General features: G+C 42.6%; 25 protein-coding genes and 1 tRNA gene. 20 read left to right on the plus strand and 6 right to left on the minus strand.

All coding sequences use genetic code 11. From position 1 onward, the window contains the following. The first annotated feature begins 33 nt into the window (after nucleotides 1–33). Nucleotides 34–699 (plus strand): nitroreductase, encoded by a 666-nt coding sequence (locus SJPD1_RS13620; protein WP_096047626.1) that lies wholly within the window; start codon nucleotides 34–36, stop codon nucleotides 697–699. Here the strand turns inward: SJPD1_RS13620 and SJPD1_RS13625 are convergent. Further along, nucleotides 683–1,252 (minus strand): GNAT family N-acetyltransferase, encoded by a 570-nt coding sequence (locus SJPD1_RS13625; RefSeq protein ID WP_096047627.1) that lies wholly within the window; start codon nucleotides 1,250–1,252, stop codon nucleotides 683–685. The two genes, SJPD1_RS13620 and SJPD1_RS13625, sit on opposite strands and share 17 nt — an antisense overlap. A gap of 134 nt (nucleotides 1,253–1,386) precedes the next feature. Here SJPD1_RS13625 and SJPD1_RS13630 point away from each other — a divergent pair, with 134 nt between their 5' ends. From SJPD1_RS13630 to SJPD1_RS13650, 5 genes are all read left to right on the plus strand, one after another. After that, nucleotides 1,387–1,857: a GNAT family N-acetyltransferase gene (locus SJPD1_RS13630; RefSeq protein WP_096047628.1), complete on the plus strand. Its 471-nt coding sequence runs from the start codon at nucleotides 1,387–1,389 to the stop codon at nucleotides 1,855–1,857. A gap of 100 nt (nucleotides 1,858–1,957) precedes the next feature. Next, complete coding sequence (locus SJPD1_RS13635) at nucleotides 1,958–2,461, plus strand: NADPH-dependent FMN reductase (RefSeq protein WP_096047629.1); 504 nt, start codon at nucleotides 1,958–1,960, stop codon at nucleotides 2,459–2,461. Nucleotides 2,462–2,603: 142 nt separating this feature from the next. Further along, nucleotides 2,604–3,041, plus strand: coding sequence for a MarR family winged helix-turn-helix transcriptional regulator (locus SJPD1_RS13640; protein WP_096047630.1), 438 nt, complete (start codon nucleotides 2,604–2,606; stop codon nucleotides 3,039–3,041). Further along, nucleotides 3,035–3,745, plus strand: a complete 711-nt coding sequence (locus SJPD1_RS13645; protein ID WP_096047631.1) for an SDR family NAD(P)-dependent oxidoreductase — start codon at nucleotides 3,035–3,037, stop codon at nucleotides 3,743–3,745. Before SJPD1_RS13640 ends, SJPD1_RS13645 begins: the two co-directional genes overlap by 7 nt. A gap of 142 nt (nucleotides 3,746–3,887) precedes the next feature. After that, nucleotides 3,888–5,243, plus strand: a complete 1,356-nt coding sequence (locus tag SJPD1_RS13650) for a hypothetical protein (protein ID WP_096047632.1) — start codon at nucleotides 3,888–3,890, stop codon at nucleotides 5,241–5,243. Nucleotides 5,244–5,287: 44 nt separating this feature from the next. Here SJPD1_RS13650 and SJPD1_RS13655 read toward each other — a convergent pair whose 3' ends face one another. From SJPD1_RS13655 to SJPD1_RS13670, 4 genes are read right to left on the minus strand one after another with little or no spacing between them, the layout of a single operon-like run. Further along, nucleotides 5,288–8,365, minus strand: coding sequence for an efflux RND transporter permease subunit (locus tag SJPD1_RS13655; protein ID WP_096047633.1), 3,078 nt, complete (start codon nucleotides 8,363–8,365; stop codon nucleotides 5,288–5,290). Beyond that, nucleotides 8,362–9,348 carry an efflux RND transporter periplasmic adaptor subunit gene (locus SJPD1_RS13660; RefSeq protein WP_096047634.1) on the minus strand — a complete coding sequence of 329 codons (987 nt, stop codon included), beginning with the start codon at nucleotides 9,346–9,348 and terminating at the stop codon, nucleotides 8,362–8,364. The genes SJPD1_RS13655 and SJPD1_RS13660 overlap by 4 nt, the downstream gene beginning before the upstream one ends. Then, complete coding sequence (locus SJPD1_RS13665; RefSeq protein WP_096047635.1) at nucleotides 9,345–10,529, minus strand: TolC family protein; 1,185 nt, start codon at nucleotides 10,527–10,529, stop codon at nucleotides 9,345–9,347. The genes SJPD1_RS13660 and SJPD1_RS13665 overlap by 4 nt, the downstream gene beginning before the upstream one ends. Next, entirely contained in the window at nucleotides 10,529–10,915 is a 387-nt protein-coding gene (locus SJPD1_RS13670; protein WP_096047636.1) for a FixH family protein, read from the minus strand. The genes SJPD1_RS13665 and SJPD1_RS13670 overlap by 1 nt, the downstream gene beginning before the upstream one ends. A gap of 187 nt (nucleotides 10,916–11,102) precedes the next feature. Between SJPD1_RS13670 and SJPD1_RS13675 the strand changes: the two genes are divergently transcribed. After that, nucleotides 11,103–11,570, plus strand: a complete 468-nt coding sequence (locus tag SJPD1_RS13675; RefSeq protein ID WP_096047637.1) for a hypothetical protein — start codon at nucleotides 11,103–11,105, stop codon at nucleotides 11,568–11,570. Between the two features lie 52 nt (nucleotides 11,571–11,622). On the opposite strand, the gene SJPD1_RS13680 is transcribed toward SJPD1_RS13675, so the two are convergent. Further along, on the minus strand, nucleotides 11,623–12,867 hold the full coding sequence (locus SJPD1_RS13680; RefSeq protein WP_096047638.1) for an EAL domain-containing protein: 1,245 nt from the start codon (nucleotides 12,865–12,867) through the stop codon (nucleotides 11,623–11,625). A 295-nt stretch (nucleotides 12,868–13,162) separates the two neighbouring features. On the opposite strand from SJPD1_RS13680, the gene SJPD1_RS13685 reads away from it, so the two are divergent. The 13 genes from SJPD1_RS13685 to SJPD1_RS13745 all read left to right on the plus strand — a co-directional run bounded on the left by SJPD1_RS13685 (nucleotide 13,163) and on the right by SJPD1_RS13745 (nucleotide 25,186). Then, on the plus strand, nucleotides 13,163–13,825 hold the full coding sequence (locus tag SJPD1_RS13685; protein ID WP_168171370.1) for a response regulator transcription factor: 663 nt from the start codon (nucleotides 13,163–13,165) through the stop codon (nucleotides 13,823–13,825). Beyond that, a complete protein-coding gene (locus SJPD1_RS13690; RefSeq protein ID WP_096047640.1) occupies nucleotides 13,806–14,981 on the plus strand; it encodes a sensor histidine kinase in 1,176 nt (391 codons plus the stop codon). Before SJPD1_RS13685 ends, SJPD1_RS13690 begins: the two co-directional genes overlap by 20 nt. 146 nt (nucleotides 14,982–15,127) lie before the next feature. Continuing rightward, the gene (locus SJPD1_RS13695; protein ID WP_096047641.1) at nucleotides 15,128–15,355 is read left to right on the plus strand and encodes a DUF2061 domain-containing protein; all 228 of its coding nucleotides are present in this window, start codon (nucleotides 15,128–15,130) and stop codon (nucleotides 15,353–15,355) included. Further along, nucleotides 15,352–16,047: a phosphoadenylyl-sulfate reductase gene (locus tag SJPD1_RS13700; protein WP_096047642.1), complete on the plus strand. Its 696-nt coding sequence runs from the start codon at nucleotides 15,352–15,354 to the stop codon at nucleotides 16,045–16,047. The genes SJPD1_RS13695 and SJPD1_RS13700 overlap by 4 nt, the downstream gene beginning before the upstream one ends. Nucleotides 16,048–16,051: 4 nt before the next feature. Continuing rightward, nucleotides 16,052–16,930 (plus strand): sulfate adenylyltransferase subunit CysD, encoded by an 879-nt coding sequence (cysD, locus tag SJPD1_RS13705; protein ID WP_096047643.1) that lies wholly within the window; start codon nucleotides 16,052–16,054, stop codon nucleotides 16,928–16,930. Beyond that, nucleotides 16,930–18,318, plus strand: a complete 1,389-nt coding sequence (locus tag SJPD1_RS13710) for a sulfate adenylyltransferase subunit 1 (RefSeq protein ID WP_096047644.1) — start codon at nucleotides 16,930–16,932, stop codon at nucleotides 18,316–18,318. The genes cysD and SJPD1_RS13710 overlap by 1 nt, the downstream gene beginning before the upstream one ends. A 35-nt stretch (nucleotides 18,319–18,353) precedes the next feature. Then, the gene (gene thiS / locus SJPD1_RS13715; RefSeq protein ID WP_096047645.1) at nucleotides 18,354–18,560 is read left to right on the plus strand and encodes a sulfur carrier protein ThiS; all 207 of its coding nucleotides are present in this window, start codon (nucleotides 18,354–18,356) and stop codon (nucleotides 18,558–18,560) included. Next, nucleotides 18,557–19,363, plus strand: coding sequence for a HesA/MoeB/ThiF family protein (locus SJPD1_RS13720; protein WP_096047646.1), 807 nt, complete (start codon nucleotides 18,557–18,559; stop codon nucleotides 19,361–19,363). The genes thiS and SJPD1_RS13720 overlap by 4 nt, the downstream gene beginning before the upstream one ends. After that, entirely contained in the window at nucleotides 19,360–19,755 is a 396-nt protein-coding gene (locus tag SJPD1_RS13725) for a M67 family metallopeptidase (RefSeq protein ID WP_096047647.1), read from the plus strand. The genes SJPD1_RS13720 and SJPD1_RS13725 overlap by 4 nt, the downstream gene beginning before the upstream one ends. 220 nt (nucleotides 19,756–19,975) lie before the next feature. Further along, nucleotides 19,976–22,237 (plus strand): sulfurtransferase TusA family protein, encoded by a 2,262-nt coding sequence (locus SJPD1_RS13730; RefSeq protein WP_096047648.1) that lies wholly within the window; start codon nucleotides 19,976–19,978, stop codon nucleotides 22,235–22,237. After that, a complete protein-coding gene (cobA, locus tag SJPD1_RS13735; RefSeq protein ID WP_096047649.1) occupies nucleotides 22,234–23,502 on the plus strand; it encodes a uroporphyrinogen-III C-methyltransferase in 1,269 nt (422 codons plus the stop codon). The genes SJPD1_RS13730 and cobA overlap by 4 nt, the downstream gene beginning before the upstream one ends. Nucleotides 23,503–23,655: 153 nt before the next feature. After that, nucleotides 23,656–24,879, plus strand: a complete 1,224-nt coding sequence (locus SJPD1_RS13740) for an aminotransferase class V-fold PLP-dependent enzyme (protein ID WP_096047650.1) — start codon at nucleotides 23,656–23,658, stop codon at nucleotides 24,877–24,879. Between the two features lie 231 nt (nucleotides 24,880–25,110). Further along, a tRNA-Thr gene (locus SJPD1_RS13745) sits at nucleotides 25,111–25,186 on the plus strand. Nucleotides 25,187–25,252 lie beyond the last annotated feature (66 nt).

The raw sequence follows: 25,252 nt of genomic DNA on the forward strand, positions 1-25,252 counted from the left end.
GTAGAATAAACAAAAACATGAAAAGGCTAACTCATGACTGTATCGGAAGCACTTAAAATGCGAAAATCCACACGCGCTTTTTTACCCAAAGAGGTTTCACCAACACTCATCGAAGCGATTTTAAACGATGCCAAACACGCACCTTCAGGTGTCAACATGCAACCGTGGCATGTGTGTGTGCTCAGCGGAGAAAAAAAACGCACGCTGGAAACCAAAGTCATCGAAGCCTTTGAGCATGGGCACACCGAGGTTATGGACTACGCTTACTATCCGTCCACATGGGAAGAGCCTTATAAAAGCCGCCGTAAAGAGACAGGACTTTTGATGTACTCTACACTGGGCATTAGCAAAGAGGACAAAGGGAGACAAAAAGAACAATGGAAGCTCAACTACCGCGCCTTCGACGCTCCTGTGGTACTCTTCTTTTTTATTGATGCGCGTTTGGAAAAAGGCTCGTACCTCGACTATGGTATGTTTTTGCAGTCCATTATGCTAAGCGCTATGGAAAAAGGGTTAGCCACCTGTCCCCAAGCCGCTTTGGCTGAATTTCCAAGCATTGTGAAACATGAGCTTGACGCCCCAGAGAACATGCTTTTGCTCTGCGGTATGGCATTGGGCTATGAAGATACAAGCGCCCTCATCAACAGCTACCGAACACCTCGCATTAGCCTTGAGGAGTTTGTCACCTTTTATTCGTGAGCGCTTTGGCTGTGTCATAGACCAGTTCATAATAGTGATTGTTATTGAACGAAAACTCTTGGATCACTTCGAGTCCAATTTTTTTTGTGTGCGCTGCGTAGGAGCGCGTGTTGATTTTGTTGATAAACGTCACTAAAATGGGGTATTTTGTACTCATCTGCTCCCTTGCAAAATCAAAGATCGCTTCAAGCACACCACTGCCTCGCATGCTTTTATCGACGCAAACAGGTCCATATTGGTAAGAGTTTTCAGGCGTTATTTTTTGCCCTAAATATTCAAGATTTACTAAGTCATCCATCATGTATGCAAAAATCGGCCATGAGGCTAAAAACTGCCACGAAGCGGACATCACGTATGCCACGACTTCGCCCTCATGAATGGCGATGAAAAGCCCCTGCTCTTCGTTGATGAGTTTAGTGAGCTCCTCTTTGCTAAGAGCGGTGGTGACGAAACCATCTTTTTTATCTTCTTCTTGAATTGTACTGATCTGATACTTCGCGTGAAGCTTTAAAACGTTGTCGATGTCACTGAGTTCGGCTATTTTGAGCTGCATATCTTCTCCTTATTATCTCTCCATCATGGGCATGAGTATAACGCAAAGCGTCTTTTGGCACAATCCAAAAATTGCTTTCTTTTGAAGAGACGCCACTGAAAAAATCTTTACATGTAACATGCTACAATAGGCGTATGAAAATCACGATTACCCCCTACACAGACGAGAATGCTACGGAAGTGACTGACCTGCATCATGCTTCCATACATGCGATTGACCCAACGATTTATTCACGCGAACAGCAAGAAGCATGGGCGCACACGCCACCCAATTACCCCTACTGGGTCAAAAGACTCGCCCTTAAAAAACCGTTTTTAGCGATGGTGGAAGGACACATTGCCGGCTTTATAGAGCTTGAGGCAGACGGGCACATCGACTGTGCGTACACGCATCCTTTCTTTCAACAGTGCGGTGTGATGGCAAAACTGTACGATCATATCGAATCACTCGCGCATCAAAATACAATGCCTCGCCTTTATGTGGAAGCTTCCAAGCTTATCAAACCTTTTTTTGAAAAACGAGGTTTTACAACACTCCAACGCAATGAAATCAAACGAAATGGGCAGATACTGGTAAACTATTCAATGGAAAAAACGCTAAACTGAATCTTTACATGTAAATTCGTTCTAACCTTATTTTTTCTTGACCCTCTTACTTCTTCGTAATATAATAATCCCAACGCTATTATCTAAAAAAGGATGAATCATGTATTTAATATTGGTTGCAAGTCTCAATGAAAATATGAAGTTAGCCCACACCATTGAAAAAAGCCTAGAAACGATGGGAATTCAAAGTCAAATCATCAATTTAGTCGATCTTGACATAACGCTTTACGATAGCGCAAAAGAGCTCAACGATGGCATTCCAAGCAAGATCGTTGCACTCTCAGAACAGATGAAAAACGCCTCAGGGTACATCATTGTATCGCCCGAGTACAACTACTCCATTCCACCGTCCCTCACCAATGTCATCGCGTGGTTATCCCGAAGCGGTGAAAATTTTAGAGAACTCTTCACCCTCAAATACGTTCAACTTGCCACCCACTCAGGAAGTGGCGGCAATGACGTCTGTAATGCGATGCGTTCACAGTTCTCCAAACTCGGAGCCATCGTTGCGCCCAGAGAGATTGTAGCAACGTATGATAAAAAAGTCGAAGAAGGAAGTTTAAAGAGAATCTTGACACAGTTTGTGGGGATTTCACAAAAGTAGTAGTACTTTTAGATAGCAAAAGAAAGGGTAAATTTTTACATGTAAAGTTGCCCTTATTTTCCTATTGTTATTTCATTGACTTATCAATACTTGTCTTGACAATTAAATAGTTGCTCGTTATAATGCATCGAAAGGAGTAACCATGAACTTTGATATGGACAATTCTTTAGGATTTATTCTTAACAAAACCGCCCTCTTTTCCAAAGCGCATTTCAATAATCTTATCAAACCGTACGATATTTCGCCCGAACAGTGGTCGCTCATTTTTCGTGTTGTGGAACGAAGCGGTCTGACGCAAAAAGAGCTTTCCGATTCGACCTACAAAGATCAGGCCAATATCACGAGAAGCATTGACCGTTTGGAGCAAAAAGGATTATTGAAACGCATCGAACACCCGAGTGACCGTAGGTCTTTTCAACTGATTCCCACGCAAGAAGCGCTCACGCTTGTGGAGCAGGTCGTGCCGCTTTCTCAAGCATTTAACCAACGCCTCAGCAAAGGTTTGAGTGAAGCAGAGGCGCAAATGCTCATCGTATTACTCAAAAAAGTGCATCATACTTTAGAAGGAGAACCATGTTAACCCATAAAACTGTTTTAATTACTGGAGCAAACGGCGGACTAGGCACCGCACTGCTCAAAGAAGCTCTCGCGCACAATGCCAAAAAAATTTACGCATGCGTACGTGACCCGCAAAAGGCTGAGGCGCTGAAATCACTTGATCCACGCGTTGAAGTGCTCCCGCTTGTCACCACCGATCCCTCAAGCGTTCAGCATCTCGCATCGGTTGTAGGTACCATTGATGTTTTGATCAATAATGCCGGCGTTAACAGCGAAAAACGGATTTTAGAGCCGTGCATGAGCGACTTTGAAACCAATGTTTTTGGAACACTAAATATGTGTCGTACGTTTGAAAACAAAATCGCCCATCAAGGCGCTATCATCAATATCAGTTCCATTTTGGCACTGGTGAATTTACCCGTCATGGGACTTTACTGTGCCTCTAAAAGCGCGCTTCATTCGATCACTCAAGCCTTGAGAGCAGAGTTTGCCCTCAAACACATCGACGTTTACGAAGTTTTCCCAGGACCCATGGATACCAAAATGACACAAAACCAAGTGTTCGATAAAGCCGATACCAAAGACGTTGCGCAGGAAATTTGGGCAGGCTACAAAGCAAAAACATTTGAAATCTATCCCGACGCTGCCGCCAAAGGCATGAAAGAAGGACTTCTTCACGCACCCGAAGCCATCATCGCCGAATGTGCCAAATCGATTTTAGGCTAAGTTTACATGTAAATATAACAAAAATTAAAAGTTTGGCTCAGACCTTTTTTCTTCTTTTTTTGTTCCATTCTTAATTATTATTTTCTTAATGTGTTGAGATTATAATACAATGCTTAATCAAAATAAAATTTAGGAAGCAATAATGTCAAAATGGTCTGAGAATTACTCCACTCATGTGTTTCATCAAACTTGGAACGATTTTAAAGATAAAATCAAGTCAATCAACAGTGAAGAGATAGCAGATCAAACATTATTACTTGAGCTTGCACGAGTTAATAAGGTAATTCAATATACTGAAGATTATTTAAAATTAATTGACCCTGATTTGAATAGCCTCGCTGTTTTAACCCCTCTCAATAATTCCATTGTGACAGCAAATACCGAAATTACAAATTTTATTGCAAATAGAAATATCGGACATATTCAAAATGCAAATACTCACCTCGACACATTTTTAGTACAACTTAAACAAATTAATACCATTCTTCCATCAATAACTAAAGAGTCTATTAATTCAATAATCACTAGCTATGATAAAGCAATTTCTGACGCACTCAAACAAATAGATTTACCTACAACAATAAGTGCAAGTCAAGCTATCAATGATTTAAAGAATGAGCTGATAGATAAAGAAGACAGTATAAAATCAAAAATAGATTTAATGGTTCAAGAGAGTGAAACAAAAACTAATGAAATTACCATTTTTCATGATAAAACTTTAATTGGTAATGATGCTACAAAAGTTACTATTGAAGAAGCAAAAAAAGACATTATACGAGATGTGGAAGATGCTAAAAATAAGCTAACTAATGTGTCAAGAGAAATTGTAGAGTTAGACAAATTTTATATTAGAATTTTTGGAAAACCTGATGAGAGTGATGAGTCAAAAACGAGTGGATTAAAATATGAACTTGACACAAGAGTCACAAATTTGGATAATTTGGAAAAAAGCCAACAGAAAAAATATGAAGCTTTAGTTACGCAAATTGAAGATTTGTTGTCAGGGGCAACAAGTGTTGGTCTAACAAAAGCCTATGGAGATGAAAGAAAAAAATTTAAAACACCAATCATAATGTGGAATATTGTTTTTATAGTTTCACTCATTGGTATGTCTGTAATGTCATTTTTATCTTTAAAAGGTTTGGTAACTCTTGATGATTTAGTCAAGCAAATTTTTCATTCATTGCCTATTATTGCTCCTCTAATTTGGTTAGCCTTATATGCAAGTAAAAGACGAAGTGAAAATCAAAGGCTTGAACAAGAATATGCCCATAAAGAAGCCCTAGCCAAGTCTTATAGTAGTTATAAACAACAAATTGAAGAATTAGATCAGGAAGACAAAGTTTTAATTATTAAACTATTAGAAAGTACTATAAATACTATTTCTTATAATGTGAGTGAAGTCCTAGATAAAAAGCATGGAGACACTTTACCTATACAAGAGCTCATAAAAAGTATAACTGAATTAAAAAGTATGGTGCCAACAATAAAACCATAAACTATCTTTACATGTAAGGATTTCTCCTTACATGTAAAACCCTCTCACTCCTCGATTTTCTGCATCCGATAATACAGCACTGGAATCACCAAAAGTGTCAAAATAGCCGAACTCACCACACCGCCGATCATTGGGGCGGCGATGCGTTGCATGACTTCACTTCCGACACCGTTTAACCACATAATGGGCAAAAGTCCACCAAGGATGGCAAACACAGTCATCAGTTTGGGGCGGACTCTTAGCACTGCGCCTTCAAAGATGGCTTCTTGCACCGCCTCTTTGGTTTTATGCTTTACATGTAAAAGTGCTTCTTCAAGGTAGATGATCATCACGATCGCCGTTTCCACTGCGATGCCGATGAGCGCTAAAAAGCCTACAATAACGGCAATGGAGAGATTAAAGTTCAGATAATCCACATACAAAAACCCACCCACAGCGGCGAGCGGCAAGGTCAAAAAGACCAAAAGCGCATTTTTAAACGAACCAAGTCCTAAGTAAATGAGCATAAACGTGACCAAAAGCGTGAGCGGAAGAATGAACTGTAAGCGCTCCATTGCACTCTCTAGGTACTCGCTCTCCCCTGCCCAACCGATGTAAAAACCTGTTGGAAGCTCCACGCTCTCTTTGAGGATTTTGCTCGCTTCCTCTTTATATGTTTTAGACGAAAAGCCCTCTTTCATGGTAATGTAGATGTAGTTGACTTTCTTGCCCATCTCCGACTTCAGCTCACTTGCCCCCACATCATAACTAAGATCTACAAAATGCCCAAGGCGTTGAAATCCATACGGTGTTTTGATGGTGAGTTCACTGATGGCACTCAGGTCTTTACGACTCTCCTCTTCCAACCTTAGTGTGATAGCATAACGTTCAATACCTTGGTAAAGGGTGGTCACTTTTGAGCCGCCGATGGCACTGTCCACAAAGTTTAGAACATCGTCTTTACTCAGCCCATACGCGGCAATATTTTCAGGTTTGAGCGTCATATTGAGGTAGTAGCCACTGTTCGCTTTGTCCGCAAAAACACTTTTAGTTCCTTCATAGTTGGCAAGCACACTGGCGATTTTGTTCGCACTATCTTCTAGCGCTTGGTCATTGTCGCCATACAGTTTGATGCCAAGTGGCGTTCTTATACCAGTAATAAGCATGTCAATACGTCCGCGAATCGGGTATGTCCACGAGTTGACAAGCCCCGTCATTTGAAGCTGTTCGTTCATCTCATCTCTCAGCTTTTCATACGTCATGCCCTCTCTCCACTGCTCTTTGGGTTTGAGCTGTATGATGGTTTCTATCATCGAAAGTGGAGCGGGGTCTGTTGCACTCTCGGCACGCCCTGCTTTGGCAAAGGTGCTTTCCACTTCGGGAAAACTTTTGATGATCTCATTGCTTTTTTGTGCGTATTCCTTAGCGAGCTCGATGTTAATGCCAAAAGGCGTGACGGGCATATACATAAAGGTTTGCTCATTCAGAGGTGGCATAAACTCCCAACGCTGTTTCGTAAAAGTATGATACCCCAACACCAAAAAGCCGATAAACGCAACCATAGCAATATACCAAAAACGCATATGCAGTTTCAAAAGTGGCGCATAAACCCAGATAAAAAAGCGGTTGAGCGGATTTTTATGTTCTTCAAGAATTTTGCCTTTGACAAAATAAAGCATCAAAAGCGGAACAAGGGTAATGGAAAGCACCGCGCCAATGAGCATTGCAAAGGTTTTGGTGTACGCCAACGGCTTAAAGAGCGCACCTTCTTGCCCACTGAGCGTAAAGATAGGTAGAAAACTAACCACGATCAGCAACAGTGCAAAAAAGATCGGGCGTCCGACTTGTTTGGACGAAGCAATGATGATGGCTTTGCGCTCTTCCTCGCTTTTAGGCTCGCCGTGCGAAAGCTTTTTATGCACGTTTTCGATCATCACGATACACGCATCGACCATCGCACCAATGGCAATGGCAATGCCGCCCAAACTCATGATGTTCGACTCCAGCCCAAAAAGCTTCATCGCCAAAAAGGTCAAAGCGATGGTAAGAGGTAGAACGATAATGACGACTAAAGCGCTTCTAAAATGAAGCAAAAAGAGCATCACAACGGCTAAAACAACGATGCTCTCTTCAAAAAGGGCGCGCTTAAGATTGTTGATCGCTTTGGTGATGAGATCGCTCCTATCGTAGGTTGTGACCACTTCCACATCGTTTACATGTAAAGATGCCAGCTTCTCTTTGACCGCTTGAATGACCTTGTACGCATTTTCTTTGTAGCGCACCACGACGACACCGCCAACGACTTCACCCTCTCCATTGAGTTCCGCCACACCGCTTCGATACGTTGGCACGATACGAGCATCTGCAATGTCAGAGAGTTTCAGAGGAATGCCATTCACCGTTTTGATGGTAATGCCTGCTATCTCGTCCAAAGAGCGCGCAAACCCTCTGGCTTGAACGATCTGCTCAAACCCATTTTCAAGCACGACTCGACCGCCGAGGTCATTGTTGTTTTTGGAAAGTGCATTCATCAGATCATCGATGCTGAGATCATATTTGTAGAGTGCATCTTGGTGCAATGTGATCTCATAGTCTTTGACATACCCACCTACACTGGCAACCTCACTGACCCCTTCAACACCCAAAAGGGCGTAGCGGTAGAGGTAGTCTTGAATACTTCGAAGCTCCTCAAGACTGCGATTGTGAGACTTAAGTGCATACTCAAACGCCCAGCCAATGCCCGTGGCATCAGGTCCAAGCTTGATGGTCGCACTTTTAGGCGCGTTTTTAGAGACATTTTGGATGACTTCATTCACCCGATCTCTCGCCCAGTAAAGGTCCGTACCCTCTTCAAAAATGATGTAAACAATGGCGTTTTCATACGACGTAAACGCACGCACCGTTTTGGTTTTGGCTGTTGCTAAAAGGGCATTGGTCAGCTCATAAATGATCTGATCTTCGATGATTTTGGGTGACTGACCCAAATACTTGACATTGACGATGACTTGCGGTGGCGTAAGATCAGGCAAAGCGTCCAGTGGTGTCTGTCTGATCGCCCAGTACGACAAAAATGCACCAATGAGCAAAGCGATAAGAAGGAGTGCTTTGTTTTTGACACTCTTTTCAATGATGCTCTCGATCATTGCATTGCCCCGCCATTGTTTTGAGCATCGGCGTCAAACATAAAGAGCGCGTTTGAGACAACCACATCGCCCTCTTTTAGCCCTGAGATAATCTCAAAAGTGTCGTTATTAAGGCGTTTGGCTTCAATCTCTCGTGGCTCATACTCGCCCTCAAATTCACCTTTGACAAACACGCTCGTCTTCGCACCCTTTGTCATCACCGCACTTTTTGGAAGCGCTAAATACTCACGCTTGGCTGTTCCAAATCTCGCTTTGGCAAATGCGTTTTCGTAGATTTCAAGGTCTTTATTGTCAATGACTAAGCGTACATCCACACTTTTCGTTTGTGGGTCAACTTTGGGGTAGATAAAGTCGATTTTGGCTTTGTAAGGCTTTGAATTCATATCAAAAAAGATGTCGGCACTTTGCGCACGTTTAACAAAATCAAGGTCTTTTTCATACACTTTGACGATAAGCCATAAGTTCGTGTAGTCACTGATCTCGTAGAGTTTCATCCCTTTGGGAACGAACGCACCTTGGTTGACTGCTTTTTGGGTTACGATGCCACTGTAGGGCGAAACAATGGTGATGCTTTCAGGTACATTTTTATCCGCGATGATCTTCTGGATGGTCTTCTCATCGACCCCTAAAAGTTTGAGCTTTTGCGTGATGCTCTGCACCATACTGTCACTTTTAATGCGTAATGCGTTGATAAGCTCCAACTCCGCGGTGTAAATTTCTTGCGAATAGAGCTTCGCCAAAGGTTCACCTTTTTTAACACTCGTAAAACTTTTGTTCACGTAAAGCGTTTCGATAAACGCGTCATAACGCAAACTCACTTCTTTGACATTTTCTTCATTGGCTTTGGTGTAGCCGTAAAACTCTTTGGCAGAGCCTTCCAACACTTTTTTCACTTCAATGGTTTTGACATTGAAAATCTGCTTGGCATCAAGCTGAGCGCCTAAAAGTAGGAGTGCTCCTAAAATGAGATGGGTGACTTTCATAGCTCGACTCCTAAAAGGGTGTAGATTTTGATGATAGACTCGTTATACGCAAACGTGTTAGCGTTGATCTGCTTTTGTGCTTCAATGATTTGCGTAAGTACATTGAGAAGGCTTAAGAGTGCGTCATTTTGAGACAATGCCGTGCTTTGGAGCACTTCGTACATTTTCTCATTTTCATGTAACACCTCTTTTGCCAAAGAGATTTTGTCGTACTGCAACTCTTTGTTGAGAAGCTCGTCTCTTAGCTCAAACTGCAAGCTTTTATGCACCGACTGCACACTTTGTTCAGACGAGGCATGGGTGAGTGTGGCTTTTTGGATAGAGGCATTTTCTTTGCCATAAATCGGAAGCGGTACAGAAACGCCTAAAAAGGCATAATCATCTCTTCCTTGTCTTCGATTGTAGCCAAGCGTTACCGTGACATCGGGTGTTTTATTCGCTTTTTCGTAACGTAAATTGAGCAGCTCTTTTTGGCTAATCATTATTTGGGTTTGAAGCTTCGGCGATTTTTCCAAAAGCTTCTCTTCATCACTGAGCGTGTAGGGCAATAGTCCATCATGTGTGCTCATCTCAGGCATATGCGCTACGATAATGCTCTCTAACTTTCGCTCTATGGAAGCTTTGTCACGAAGCAGTGTCTTTTTCTCGATGGCTAGATTTTTTTGCAAAATTGTATTGTTCAGGGTATCGACATAGTGCGCGCTGGTGGTGTTATAAGCAAGGTGGGCGTTTTTAAGGTCTTCCAACACTTTTTCATACTTCATTACCAAAGCAAGGTCTTGGTTGATGCGGATGTAACTTTGCTCCAACACACCAATTTCTTGTTGCATCTCTAATTTTTTGGTTTTAAGTTCCAGCTTTTTAATCGCCAAATCTTGCAAAGCAATCGACTCTTTGATGTCCAGTTTTCCACCCGTTGGAATTTTTTGAGAAAGAGAAATCGCCTCATTTTGGGCGTCTTTATCTCTTGTGAGAGGCTCATTTAAAAAGATGTCGTTGACCCCAAGAGAGAGCATAGGGTTTTCCCAAATCTTGCTTATATCAACCTCTTTTTCAAGTGCGCTCACTTCAGCTTCAAGTGCCTTTAACTCATAGTTATGCTCATACGCCAAAGAGGTCAACTCGCTTTGCGCCAAGGCGTAGCCCGAAAGGGCTACGAGCATGAAAATGACGCGTTTCATTAGAGATTTACGCTTGATTTTAAGCGTTGTTTTTTACCGTCGCTCGTTTCGATGACGATGCTAAGCTGCCAAGTCCCGTTCATTGAAAACGTAACATGCGCCATATACGCGCCATTTACAAACATCGCCTCAGAGCTTTGCTCCATCGCTGGCATACCTGGCATCGCTGGCATTGAAGCCGTGACGCTGACTTTCGCATCTTTGATCTCTTTGCCATTTTCTTTGACTTTGATGTTGATCATGTTCATGCCCTGACTCAAAGGCTTCTCACTGCTGTACTCAACTTCTAATGGCCCCGCCATTCCTTTTTTAGACAACGCCTCAGCGGCAAAAAGACCGCTAAAACCCAACACCACCGCAAAAATCGCAACCAACAGCTTTTTCATCTGTACTCCTTGTAAAATTATGTAAGCAGTATAAAGAGCGTGTGTGGAATATTTGTGGAACGAGAAAAATGATTTACATGTAAAAAAAGTGTTTCAAGAAAATTAAAAGGTATGCTTTCTTTATTTAAAATTTCCATTGTATAATGGAATGTCTCATTTTAAATAATTCTAATTTAGGAACTCCATAATGGCGGTTTTGAAGATTCTTCTAAAAATAATTTTGAGAATTTTGATTTTTTTCATTATAGTATTTATCAGTATTTTCGTATTGTTTTTCTTTTCTGGAGATAATACCTCAAGTATGTGTGGGAGTGATATTATTGAGCAAAGTAGTTCTCCCACTAGAAACCTAAAAGCAGTTGTTTTTCAATATGATTGTGGGGCAACAACAAGTTTTACTACCAAAGTTGCAATTGTAAGCGCTAATTCAGATGTTTATGATCAAACTATTATCAAAAACCTTGTATTTTCAGCGGATTCGAATCACGATAACCGTGTACCGCTTAATACCCTAAATGGCGGTCCTGACGTACGCGTCCAATGGCTTGCCAATGGAGAATTGGAAATTCAATATCCGTCCCTTGCCCGTGTTCATTTAGCAAAATCATTCTTATTTTTTAAATGGCTCAAAATAAAATTCACTACTTTTGAATAAAAAAACTCTTTACATGTAAAACTCAAAAGTGGCTATCTCTAGCCACCTTCTTTCACAATTTCAACTTATGCAGCGGTTGAGGCTCGCTCCAGAGATAGCCCTGAAAGTAGTCGATGCCCTGCTCTTGGCATGCTTCGTATATCTCAAAGTCGGAGACAAACTCTGCGACTGTTTCCATGCCTACTTTTTTGGCAAACGTCACAATAGCTTCGACTACGGCGCGATGGGTTGCATTTTTGGTGATATTTCGGATTAAAGAGCCATCGATTTTAATATAATCCGCTTGCAATTTTGCCACGTATTCGAAGTTAGAATACCCCGTTCCAAAATCATCAATCGCGATTTTGACTCCTTGTTGTTTGAGTGTCGTTAAAAACGCAACCACCTCGGGGTGATTTTCGATGTGCTCACTCTCCACCAACTCTATCGTCAAGCGAGATCCCACCGAGTAGGCATACATCTTTTCTATAATGAAATTTGCCGTCTCTTGATCTAAAATGTCACTCAGCGTCAGATTGACCGAGAATTCCGCTTCTTTATCGGCAAAAAAGGCAAACGATTTTTCGATCACCACTTTGGTGATGCTGTTGTACAAATTGGCGCGTTTGGCTTGCTCTAGAAAATGATACGGCGAAATGACACCGCCATTGGTGCTTTTCATACGCACCAAACACTCAAACTTTTTGACTTTTCCACCTTGAATGCCCTGCGCATAGACCTCAAAACGGTCTTTCAGCAGTGCTTGTCGTATGGCTTTCTGCCACTCCAAATCGGCCCTCGCATTGCTTGCGTTGGGGCGGCACAACGGCACACTTTCAGAGTCATAAATCACCATATCTTTTCCAATGCGTTTGGCTTGTTTGATAGCAAATTCGGCATTGAGAAACAGGTCAACATAGTCGATGGCAACACCCATGCGAATCGCTACGTAAATTTTCTCTTCTTCAATCTCAATCGGCGAATAACCAAAATACCACATACAAGCATTGATAGCTTGTATAAACGCCTCTTTGCCAACTTCTTTTCCTGCAAGAACGGCAAAATTATCACCCCCTAAGTGGAAAACAACCGAGTGAGGGAAACGCTTTTGCAAACGCTGTGAGATGATTTTTAAAATCTCATCGCCAATGGCATAGCCAAAAACATGGTTAAAGTTCCAAAAGCCATTGACGTTTAAAAGGGCGAGTTTGTTGGCATTGGAATGCTTCAAAGTGTTGAGAAAACGCTGTCTATCGGGCAGTTCCGTTATGGGGCTAATGCGCCCGTAGGTTAATTCATATTTTATTTCTTTTTTCATAGGTTCTATCTCTTAACTGTAAAAATGAGTCTGTACCGTTTGAGCTTATTGTAAGATCAAAACGAACGAATTTTAAAAGGTTTTTGTGAAATTCTTAGGATATTAGCAGCAACGCATGAGGCATAAAACAAGTGTTGTTTTTCCATGAAATGGGGCATGGTAAAATGTCATGGAGAACTCCTTGTTTTAAAATTGGTAAAATCATAGCACAAAGGTATTTTTATGTCAACTATATCTCCTTTTTTTATAATGTATGGTTTTTACGTTGCAAAAATTTTAGTGTATAATGAGCTTTATGAAAATCCTACTCCTAGAAGATGACCCAATTCTTAGCGAAATTATCGAAGAGTTTTTAGTCGAACATGATTTACATGTAAAGCTCTTTTATGACGGTAAAACAGCGCTTGATGCCATTTTCGAACATAAGTTTGACCTCTTGCTTCTTGACATCAATGTCCCAAATCTTAATGGGTTTGAGCTTTTAAAAGAGATTAAAAATGCTCACATTAGCACGCCTGTCATCTTCATCACGTCACTGGATCAAATCAGCGATGTAAAAAAAGGATTTGCTCTAGGCGCGGAAGATTACCTCAAAAAGCCGTTTGATCTTGAAGAGCTTTTGGTGCGCATTGAACGTACTAAAAAACTCCACAACATCGATACAAACGAGCGCATCACACTCACAAATGATCTCTTTTTTGATCCTTCTCATTACGAGATCATCACCTCCAAGACGTCGTATAAACTCCGCAAAAAAGAGGCGCAACTTTTAGAGTATTTTTTTAAACACAAAAACAGAGTGCTTAGTTTTGAAGAGATCATCGAAGAGGTGTGGCGTTTTGAAGAAGTGCCGACGTATGCAACCGTGCGTACTTACATCAAAAATCTTCGCAGTTACGGGCTTGAAGCATTGATCGAAAATACTAAAGGGGTCGGTTATGTCTTTAAGCCATTATGAAAAACGCTCTCTCCTTCGTTTTTTACTGATCTATCTCATTTCGATTTATACGTTTATTTTCATTCTCGCAGGCATGTTTTACAGTATCGAGAAAAAAAATCTGTATGAAAACCATTCATTAAAGATGAATACCATCGCCTCTTCCATCTCGCACAAAATTATCACAGCGCATATGATGGAAGATGAAAAGTTGGTTCATTGTCTGCACCAAGGCTTTATAGAGCAGTGTTTTGATATCGAAAAAGGGTTTGAAATAGCGCTTTTTGGCGTAGGTCAAAAACCTTTACATGTAACGTTTGATGATGCACCTGATTTTACGAAAAAATTCTATCTCAAAGACAACAGTTTTTTTTATGTCGATGACAGCGTGCAACACCATCTTGGCGTGCAATATATTGTCATCAAAGAAAAACATATCTCACACCTTTTAAGTGCCATTTTATATGAGATTATTCTCTATCTTTTGCTCAGCCTTGCGTTTGCAACACTCTTGGGTTATGTGCTTGCAAAGCTCTTTTTAAAACCCATCAAAGCGGAAATTGAAACACTCGACACCTTTATCAAAGATTCAACGCATGAACTCAACACACCGATTACGGCGATTTTGATGAGCATTAGCACGCTTAAAGATGTAGATGAAAAGAAACGAAAGCGCATCGAACTGAGTGCCAAACGTATTGCAACTTTATATGGAAACCTCAGTTACATGCTTCTGCATGACAAACAAAACGAAGAAAAAACTGATGTTGATGTGAAAAAACTGATCGTTGAACGCCTCGAATACTTTGCGGATTTAATGACGAGTAAACAGATCGACTTAAGCCTAAAACTAGAAGAAAAATCTTTACATGTAAACGATGAGAGCCTTATCAAACTCATCGACAACTTACTATCAAACGCCATCAAATACAACCGTTTTGAAGGAATCATCGAAGTGACATTGGACTTTGAAAAGCTCAGTGTCAAAGACAATGGTATCGGTATCAACAACTCTAAACTAGGCGACATCACCAAACGCTACAAACGTGCAAACAGCGATAAAGGTGGCTTTGGCATCGGTTTAGACATCGTCAATACCATCTGCAAAAGCAACGGTTTTAAGCTTGAAATTATCTCTATGGAAACACAAGGTTCTACTTTTTCTATCTATTTCTAATTTATATTTTTCGTCACTTTTAGTTCTCTTAAACCAATCTTTCCTCAAAAAATCAGTTCCAAATTTTATACATTACTATTCTAATAAACATACTTGACAATACTCTAGTAAAATGCTATGATTCTAAAAATTAAAAAGGAGGCAACATGGTAGAGGATAAAAAACGTAGTATCGTCAAAGCAATTTCATGGAGATCACTCGGAACGGTTGATACCATGTTGATCAGTTTTATCGTCACAGGAAGTCCACTTGCTGCTGTGTCTATCGGTGGATTTGAGCTTATCACTAAAACGTTGCTCTATTACTTTCATGAGCGCGCATGGAACAAAATCGATTTTGGTCGAGAAAAAAATCAACTTGAGTATCAGATATGAGCCAAAACTATGAGGTAAAAGTCGCAGAAGCGATTAATTCACTGAAAGAACTTGTCGGAGCCAAAGCACTTAAAGTCACATTGGCATTTAGCCATCAAAATGAAGATGCGGTAGCCATCTCTTTAGCGAAAAGAGCAGGGATTGATTTTGATCTTTTTACGCTTGAAACGCATAAACTTTTTCCTGAATCACTCGCGTATCAAAAAGAGATTGAAGCTTTTTTTGGTGTAGCAATCAAGAGCTTTAATGCGAGTGATGAAGCGATCAAAACACTCGAAACCAAAGTGGGAGAGTATGGCATTTACGATGACATAAATTTGCGCAAAGAGTGTTGTCATGTACGTAAACTTATTCCTTTGGCACAGGCGCTTAAAGGGTATGATGGCTGGATCAGCGGTATTCGCATCGCCCAATCCATCACGCGAAGTGATACAAAGCTCGTCGAATTTGATGGTAAATTTGAACTCTTAAAGTTCAATCCTCTCACTTACTTTAGCGATGAAGAGGTTGATCGTTATATGGCTGAATTTGCTATACCTCAAAATGGCTTATATGCTAAAGGCTTTAAAAGTATCGGTTGTCAGCCGTGTACCAGAGCCATCAAAGAGGGCGAAGATATACGTGCAGGCAGATGGTGGTGGGAAAATCCCGAACATAAAGAGTGCGGATTGCATTTACATCAAAAGGACTGAATTTATGGATCATTTAGACAGACTCGAAGCTCAGAGTATTTACATTTTACGAGAAGCTTACAGAAGCTTCCCAAATCTTGCCATGCTTTGGAGCATCGGCAAAGACAGCACCGTACTCTTGTGGCTTACTCGAAAAGCATTTTTTGGACATGTGCCTTACCCGTTGGTACACATTGATACAGCATTTAAAATCCCTGAGATGATCAAATACCGTGATGAAATCGCGATTCAATGGGACTTAAACTTAGTCGTCGGGCAAAACAAAGAAGCGCTTGCTAAAGGCGAAACTTTCGTGAATGGACTCGATCGTTTGAGTTGCTGTAAAAAGCTCAAAAGCGACGCACTCAAATACACACTTGATGGAACATGGGCACGCCGCAAATGGAATCCTTACAAAAAAGTATGGGAAGATGAGTTAAACGGAGCACCTTATACGGGCGTTATCGTGGGCGTAAGAGCCGATGAAGAGGGAAGTCGTTCTAAAGAGCGCGTTTTCTCAGCCAGAGATGAAAAAAGCGAATGGGACGCAAGCACGCAACCACCAGAGCTTTGGAATCAGTACAAAACGGACTTTGCGCCAGGAACTCATGTGCGCATTCACCCACTCTTAGAGTGGACGGAGCTGAACATTTGGGAGTATATTGAGAGGGAAAACATTCCTATTATCTCACTCTATTTTGATCAAGGCAATGGCAAACGTTACCGCTCTTTAGGTTGTTTTCCCTGCACCGCTCCTGTGGATTCTGTGGCATCTAACCCAAAAGAGATTATCGAAGAGCTCACAAGCGGGAAGTTTAAAGATATCGCGGAACGCTCAGGTCGCGCCCAAGATAAAGACGGCGGCGGCACACTTGAAGCACTCAGAAAAGAAGGATATATGTAATGCAAAGACTTAATATTGTCATCACAGGACACGTCGATCACGGTAAGAGCACACTCATTGGGCGTCTGCTTGCCGACACCGACTCATTGCCACAGGGAAAACTAGAGAGTGTGAAAAAAATGTGTGAAAACAATGCGCGTCCGTTTGAGTATGCCTTCTTGCTTGACGCACTGGCAGATGAGCAAAAACAAGGCATTACGATAGACAGTGCACGCGTCTTTTTTCAGAGTAAGAAACGTGAGTACATCATCATCGATGCTCCTGGTCACATCGAATTTTTGAAAAACATGATCAGCGGAGCGTCTCGCGCTGAGGCGGCATTGCTTCTCATCGACGCCAAAGAAGGAGTAGCGGAAAACTCCAAACGTCACGGTATGTTGCTCTCGCTTTTGGGCATCAAACAAGTGGCGATTGTGGTCAACAAAATGGACTTGGTAAACTTTAGTGAAATCGCCTTTACCAAACTCAAAGTCGAATACAGCGAATACTTGGCAACGCTTGGAATTAAAAGCGACATTTTTATCCCGATCAGTGCACGTGAAGGGGTCAATCTCATAGAGCATTCCGCCTCTACGCCTTGGTATAAAGGACCAACGGTTTTAGAAATTTTAGATAGTTTCAAAAGCGTGGAAGAAAAAGAGAATGATGACTTTAGAATGCCATTGCAAGATGTGTACAAGTTTACACGCGATAACGATGACAGACGCATTTATGCAGGAACCGTAACCAGTGGGGAATTACATGTAAACGATGAAGTCATCTTTTACCCCTCTTTGAAACGCTCACGTGTAGCGAGCATCGAGAGCTTTAACACGCCTGTTAAAAACAGTGTGAAAGAGAGCGAAGCGATTGGCTTTACGCTTCAAACACAAATTTATGTGCGCAATGGCGAAGTGGTAGCCCGTGCTGATCAAAGTGCACCAAAGGTGAGTAACCGCTTTGAAGCGAACCTTTTCTGGTTGGGCACAAAACCGTTGGAGTTGGATAAACCCTACAAGATCAAGATCGGTTCGGCACAAAGCACCATCTATCTTGAAGAGATCAAACGTGTGATCGATGGCGATACGCTCGATCATGCCAATGAGCCAAGTGTAGGTCGCCACGAAGCAGCATGTGTCATCTTTAGAGTCCATGATCTTTTGGCAATGGAACTTTTTGCCGAGAACCAAAAGCTCGGTCGTTTTGTCATTGTTGATGAGTACGACATCGCAGGCGGCGGGATTATCACCGAAGTATTGGAGCAGTACACCACACGTCGTACCAAAGCGTTACATGTAAGCGATCTTTTGGTCGACAAAGCAAGTACCAATGCGGATTTTGAAGAGGAACTTTTTGCACTCCTTCGTAAACATTTCCCGCATCAATTTCCGACGGATAATATCGGTTAATTTTAAACTATAATAATGAAACAAAAAGGAAGAAAATGAAACTTACCATTAACGGCGATTCAAAAGAGATTAAGGACGGAATCGTTCTTTCAGAGTTATTAATCATTGAAAATGTTGAACAACCTGATATGGTCTCCGTCCAACTCAATGACGAATTTTTAACCAAAGACGAATACCCCACAACCACACTCAAAGAGGGTGATGCCATTAACTTTTTATACTTTATGGGAGGTGGCGCGTGAAAGAGTTTAGCGATGAGGAATTAGAGCGTTACTCACGCCACATCATCCTTCAAGATGTAGGGATCGAAGGTCAAGAGAAGATTGCCAATTCTAAAGTTTTAGTCATCGGTGCGGGCGGACTTGGTTCACCCGTAGCGCTTTACTTAGCCGCAGCAGGCGTGGGTGAGATCGGCATCGTTGATGGCGATGTGGTCGATCTTTCCAACCTTCAACGTCAAGTGATTCACGCCACAGCCGACATTGGTACACCTAAAGTGCTCTCGGCTAAAGCGAAGATGGAAGCGATTAACCCCAATGTTAAAGTGACCGTTTATCAGAAGTTCTTAGATGCGTCTAACATCTTGGACATCGTCAAAGGCTACGACTTTGTGATCGATGGAACCGACAATTTTTCGGCGAAATTTCTCATCAACGATGCGTGCGTGTTGGCCAATGTCCCTTATTCACACGGTGGCATTTTGCGTTTTGGTGGACAAACGATGACCATTAAACCCAATGAGAGTGCGTGTTACGCGTGTGTGTTTGACAGCCCTCCACCTGCGAACGCGATTCCAACTTGCTCTAGTGCGGGCATATTAGGCGCAGTGGCAGGCATGCTTGGAACGATTCAAGCCGCGGAAGCACTCAAATACATCGTGGGTGTCGGCGAGCCTCTTTACAACCGCCTTTTAACGTTTGATGCGAAAACGATGAACTTTAGAAATGTCAATTTCAAGAAAAACCCTAAGTGTCGCGTCTGTGGTGGCGAAGGCATTAAAGAGATACGCGACTACGAAGCGGTAGTCTGTGAGGCAAAACTATGATCAAAATCCCGCAAAGTGTGCACGATGAGATCGTTGCACACGCGCTTAGAGACAATCCGATTGAGGCGTGTGGTTATCTTGCAGGAATAGAGGGCGAAGTAAAATACGCCATCCCTATGAAAAATACGGATGCGAGCAATGAACACTTCAGTTTCGACCCGCAAGAGCAGTTTGATGCGTTTAAAAAGACGCAAAAAGAAGGGCTCAGGCTGATTTCCGTGTATCATTCACACCCAGAAACACCCGCACGTCCCAGTGAAGAAGACATTCGCTTGGCGTATGACCCCAATGTTAGCTATATTATCGTTTCATTAGCAGGTGAAACACCAGATATGAAGTCATTTATCATTAAAAACAAAACGGTTGAAAAAGAAGAAATTAACATTATTTAAAGTCCGTAAAGCGCGTTGAAAAATGTAAAACAGCTTACGAAACAACCCTCTATCGACACAGTTGAGACACGATGGGAGCCCCGAAACGCTCCGCTTATTTATCCCATCGGCTCAAAGTGTCTCTTTCAGGTTATTTCTCCGCGTTTTACTTTGAACTGCTTTACTTTATTTACATGTAACGATAAGGAGTTACGATTATGAGCCACTATATTATCCCCAAATGGTCTATGATGACCTCGAAGTTTTTAAAAAAAACCATGCCGAATTTTTAGCAGGCACACTCGATGACCTCACCTTTAAAACGATGCGCGTACCTTTTGGTGTGTACGAGCAACGTGAAGCCAATACTTTCATGGTGCGCATTAAACTCGCAGGCGGTATCTTAACCCCCAAACAGCTTTTAACGCTTGCAGACTTGGCTGAAAAGTACGCGCACGAGGCGATTCACATCACCACACGTGGTGGCGCACAGCTTCACTATGTCAAGATTGAAGACATCATCGACATCATCACCACTTTGCACAGCATTGACCTTAGTGGTCGAGGTGGTGGCGGTAACACCGTTCGTAACATTATGGCTGATCCACTTGCAGGTACGGCGAAAGATGAGATTTTTGATGTTTCTCCTTATGCGCTTGCGCTCACGACCAAAATGTTGGAACAAAAAGATTCGTTTGCATTGCCACGCAAATTCAAAATCACGTTTAGTGGTTCTGAGGCGGATCGTGGGTATGCGACGATTCACGATGTGGGCTTTATTGCAAAGATCGAAAACGGTGTCAAAGGCTTTAAACTCTTTGTCGCAGGCGGCATGGGCGCGAAATCTCGCGTGGGCAGTAAATTTCTTGATTTTGTGCCTGACTCTGAAGTCTTTTTGTACGCCCAAGCCATCAAACAGGTGTTTGACCAAAACGGTAACCGCAAAAACAAACATGCAGCACGCCTTCGCTTCTTGATCGAAGAGTTGGGCATGGATGAGTTTAGACGACTCGTTAACGTTGAAATCGAGGCTATTAAAGCCAAAGGTGACTGGGAAATGCCCACCACTGAAATCGAGCGTACGGGCGGCGATACAACGCATGAGCCTTTTAGTGTGCCTGAAAACATTTCAAAATGGTGGAACCGTTACGTTTACGCCCAAAAACAAGAGGGGCTTTATGGCTGTAAAGTGCCAATTCATTTAGGCGACATTCACTTTACCAATGCGCGCGCTCTTGCGAATGCCTTGCTTCCCTTTGGTGAAGACGTGCTTCGTTTTACAGGCGATCAAAACCTCTATATTCGCAACCTAACAGCGCCTCAAATGGCAAGTTTGCACGACATCTTGATCAACTTTTCCAAAGATGTTTCCAAACCAACCTTTTTTGGTGATATGGTCGCATGTACGGGTGCGGCGACGTGTCAGCTGGGCATTGCACGTCCCAGAGGTGCTGTGGATGCGATTCAAAAACGCCTTGAAAAACTCTTTGACGAGCGCGATTACGACGCATTGCAAGGCTTTAAAATCCACCTCTCAGGCTGCCCAAACAGCTGTGGCAAACACCTTATCGGCGATCTTGGATTTTTTGGCAAAGTACAACGCAATGAAGGCTATTCGTACCCTGCGTACAACGTGGTTGCAGGAACACGCACATCAGGAGAAGGCACCGTATTTGCGCAAAAAGCGGGTGATGTTGCGGCATTTCATTTGCCTGCTTTTGTCGAAGAAGTGTTGGATACATGGCTTTTACATGTAAAAAAATACGAGAGCTTCGCCGACTGGATTGATGATGGCGGACTTAAAATCGTGGAAGAGATTTCTAAAAAATACGTGGAAATTCCTTCATTTAAAGATGATAAAAACCCTTACTTTGACTACAACGCCGTGGAACTCTTCTCCCTAAAAGGAAGAGGCACGGGTGAGTGTAGTGCAGGTATGTATGACCTTATTGAAGCCGATAAAAAAGCCCTCAAAGAGGCGTTGGAAAAAGAGGAAAAAGACTATGAGCTGATTCGTCTTTTGGCCGCTCGTATGCTACTCGTCACACGTGGAGAAGATGCTAGGGATAAAGCAGGCGTACTCAAAGCCTTTAAAACACTTTTTGTCGATACGACACTGCTCAATGCCTACTTTGGCACGATGTTAGAGGGTGATGCGGATGAGAAATCGATCGAGTTGGCAGAAGAAGTTATCAAGCTTTACGAGACAATGGACAATACACTTAAATTTGCCAAAGAGAAAGAGTTGGCAGCGGTTGCAAATGCACCTCAAGAAGAAAAATCAGCCCATTTTAAAGACCTCAGCGGCGTGGCATGTCCGATGAATTTTGTGAAAACAAAAATGGAACTTGCCAAAATCGGAAGCGGCGAAGTCTTAGAGATTTTACTCGATGATGGAGCACCGATAGACAATGTTCCAAAATCCGTCGCAGGAGAGGGACACAAAGTGGAAGCCACCACCAAAGAAGGCAACGGCTGGCGCGTAAGGATCGTGAAAAAATGAGCACCTTAGGTATCGCGCTAACGCCAAAAAAAACGCTTCTCATTGGTGCAGGCAAAGTCGCTGCCCAGAAAGCGCGCGTGCTCGATAGCCTTGATTTTGCCTATGAAATTGTAGCAACTGAGGTTTTGGATGACTATTTTGCGTCCAAAACCTTTACATGTAAACCGTTTGAGGATACGGATGCTGAAGGCTTTGAGGTGATTATCGATGCTACGGGCAATGAAGTGGTAACCAACCGCCTCGTGGCGTTGAAACCTCAACTTCACTTTTGGCTCAATGTCGTCGATGTCCCCGAACTGTGCGATTTTTACTTTAGCGCGCTCACGCGTCGTGGGGACATTCACGTTTCAGTCAGCAGTGGTGGGAGTTCACCCACACTCGCGCAAGTGATTCGTGACAAAATTGAGCGGATTTTACCACGCGATTTCACATCACTGATTGAACGCCTCAAAAACGAGCGCAAAAAGCCCGAACGTGATCTTGAAAACCTTCGAAACATTGCCAAAGCTGGTGCGGGAAAAGTCTTTTTGATCGGTTGTGGAACGGGCTATGTGGGCAACCTTACATTAGACGCGCTCAATGCGTTTGAACTGCTCGATGTGGCGCTTGTGGATGCACTCGTTTCGCAAGAGATTCGTTCCCTCATTCCGCTTACATGTAAAGTCGTCGATGTCAGTAAAAAGAAGGGGTTTCACTCCAAAAGTCAAGATGAAATCAACGCGCTTTTAGTCGAGTACGCCACACAAGGATTGGTTGTTGGACGACTCAAAGGGGGCGATCCGCTTCTGTTTGGTCGCTTGGGCGAAGAGAAGCAGGTTTTAGCTCAGCATGGCATCGCGTTTGAAGTAATCAACGGCATCACTTCAGCTCTTCGTTCATGTACGGTCTCTGGCATTGTGCCCACGATTCGTGACATCTCCAAAGGTGTCACTATCGTCTCGGCGCACCTGCGAGAAACGCTGTTTAACGACGATTGGGTGAGTATTTTAAAACAACCCTTGCACACAGTGATCGTTTTGATGGCGCACAGTTTTGCGAAAAAAATCGAAGATGCCATTGCAAAACAAGGCATTGACCCCAACCTTCCTGCGGCGTTTGTCTCGAAGATTGACCTGCCAGATCAAATCACCATAGTAGGAACTGTGGGAAAATTGGATAAAATGAGCGCATTATGTGCCACACCAGCGGTCTTAATCATCGGTGAGTGTGTCGCTAAAGAGAACATTGTACCCGCTGAAAATAGCGGCAAAATTATTTACATGTAAAGGCTAATCAGCTGTCTAAAAAAAGCACAACGGTGCGCGGTCTCTGCCGAAGCGAACTCAGCGTTAGCGAAGAGTTCGAAGCTTTGCTTTGAGCGCGTGTCAAAACGTAGGGTTTTTTCAATAGCTGATTTACATTCAAAAGAAGGATATTTTATGGGATTTACCACCAAAGCATTGCATGCCAAACCTGCACACAAAGACCAACATGGCGCAATGCGCTTCCCCATCTACCAAAGTTCCGCGTTTGAGTTTGAAAAAGCGGAAGATTTAGAGGCTGTTTTTAAAGGTCAAAAAGCGGGGCACGTCTACACACGCTCGTCAAACCCTTCCATTGAAGAGTTTGAACTCAAAGTCAAAGCGATCAGTGGCGCTTTTGGTGTAGTTGCAACAGCAACGGGAATGGCGGCGGTCTCCAATGCGCTCTTTGCGCTTTTGAAAAGTGGCGACAATTTTATCACGACGAAGTACCTTTTTGGCAACACGCTCTCTTTGTTTCAAACCCTTTTCAGTGACTTTGGGGTGGAAGTGCGTTATGTGGATTTGAGCGATTTAGAAGCCATTCAAGTGAACATTGATGATAAAACGCGTTTTCTCTTTTGCGAAAGTGTGAGCAATCCGCAACTCATCGTACCTGATTTTAGGACAATAAAAAGCGTTTTAAAAGAACACAATGTGCCTTTCATTGTGGACACAACCGCAACGCCTTGGAATATTTTCGATGCCAAAAAACACGGCGTGGACATTGAGATTATCTCCGCAACCAAATACATCAGTGGCGGCGGGCATGTTTTGGGTGGTTTGATTGTCGATAATGGCACGTTTAACTGGAAACATCACGCTAATTTGGCATCGTACTACAAAAAATTTGGACCCAATGCGTTTATGGCGCGTCTTCGCAAAGAGACCTACCGAAATCTAGGTGCGTCACTTTCACCGATGAGTGCGTATATGCTCTCCCTTGGGCTTGAAACACTGGATTTAAGGGTGCAGAGAAGCTGTCAAAACGCTCTGGCTGTAGCAAAATATTTGCAAGGTAAAGCGGAGATTATCAGCGTGGAATATCCGTTTTTAGAAAACTCTGTGTACTTTGCCAACGCTTCCAAGCAATTTAGCGGTGGTGGTGGACTTGTGAGCTTTAGCTTTAAAGATAAAGAAGCCACCTATGCCTTTCTAAATCGCCTCAACATCATTAAACGAGGCACAAACGTTCAAGACAATAAATCCTTAGCGATTGCGACATATCATACGATTTATGCGGAGTATTCGGAAGAGAAAAAAGCGGAATATGGGCTTACCGAGGGGATGATTCGCCTCTCTGTGGGCATTGAAGACTTAGAAGATTTGATTGCAGATATCGAGCAAGCATTAGCCCAATAAGTCTGTTTGAGTGAATTACATAAAAGAGTTCTTGCAGAACTCTCTAACACGCTTTTAAAGCAAAGCTCTAAAAGCTACGTTAACACTAGGTTTTCTTCGGCAGAAAGCCCACGCACTTTTAGTGCTTTTTTTTCTTGCAAATTGAGTTTTGCAAGAAGTCTAAAGATTAAATTCACTCAAAAGCGGTCGTTTTAAAGTAATAAAAGTAAACATGGGGTAAAATTTCATCGCGCTGGTGTAGCTCAGTTGGTAGAGCAGTTGATCCGTAATCAACAGGTCGGGGGTTCGAGTCCCTTCACCAGCTCCAGCCTCTTCTAAAATTCCCCATGTTTTTAACGCTAAACGTTTAACTTCCCCTGCTTTGTGCTTTTAC

This window comes from Sulfurospirillum diekertiae (assembly GCF_002309535.1).
GTDB classification, from domain to species: domain Bacteria; phylum Campylobacterota; class Campylobacteria; order Campylobacterales; family Sulfurospirillaceae; genus Sulfurospirillum; species Sulfurospirillum diekertiae.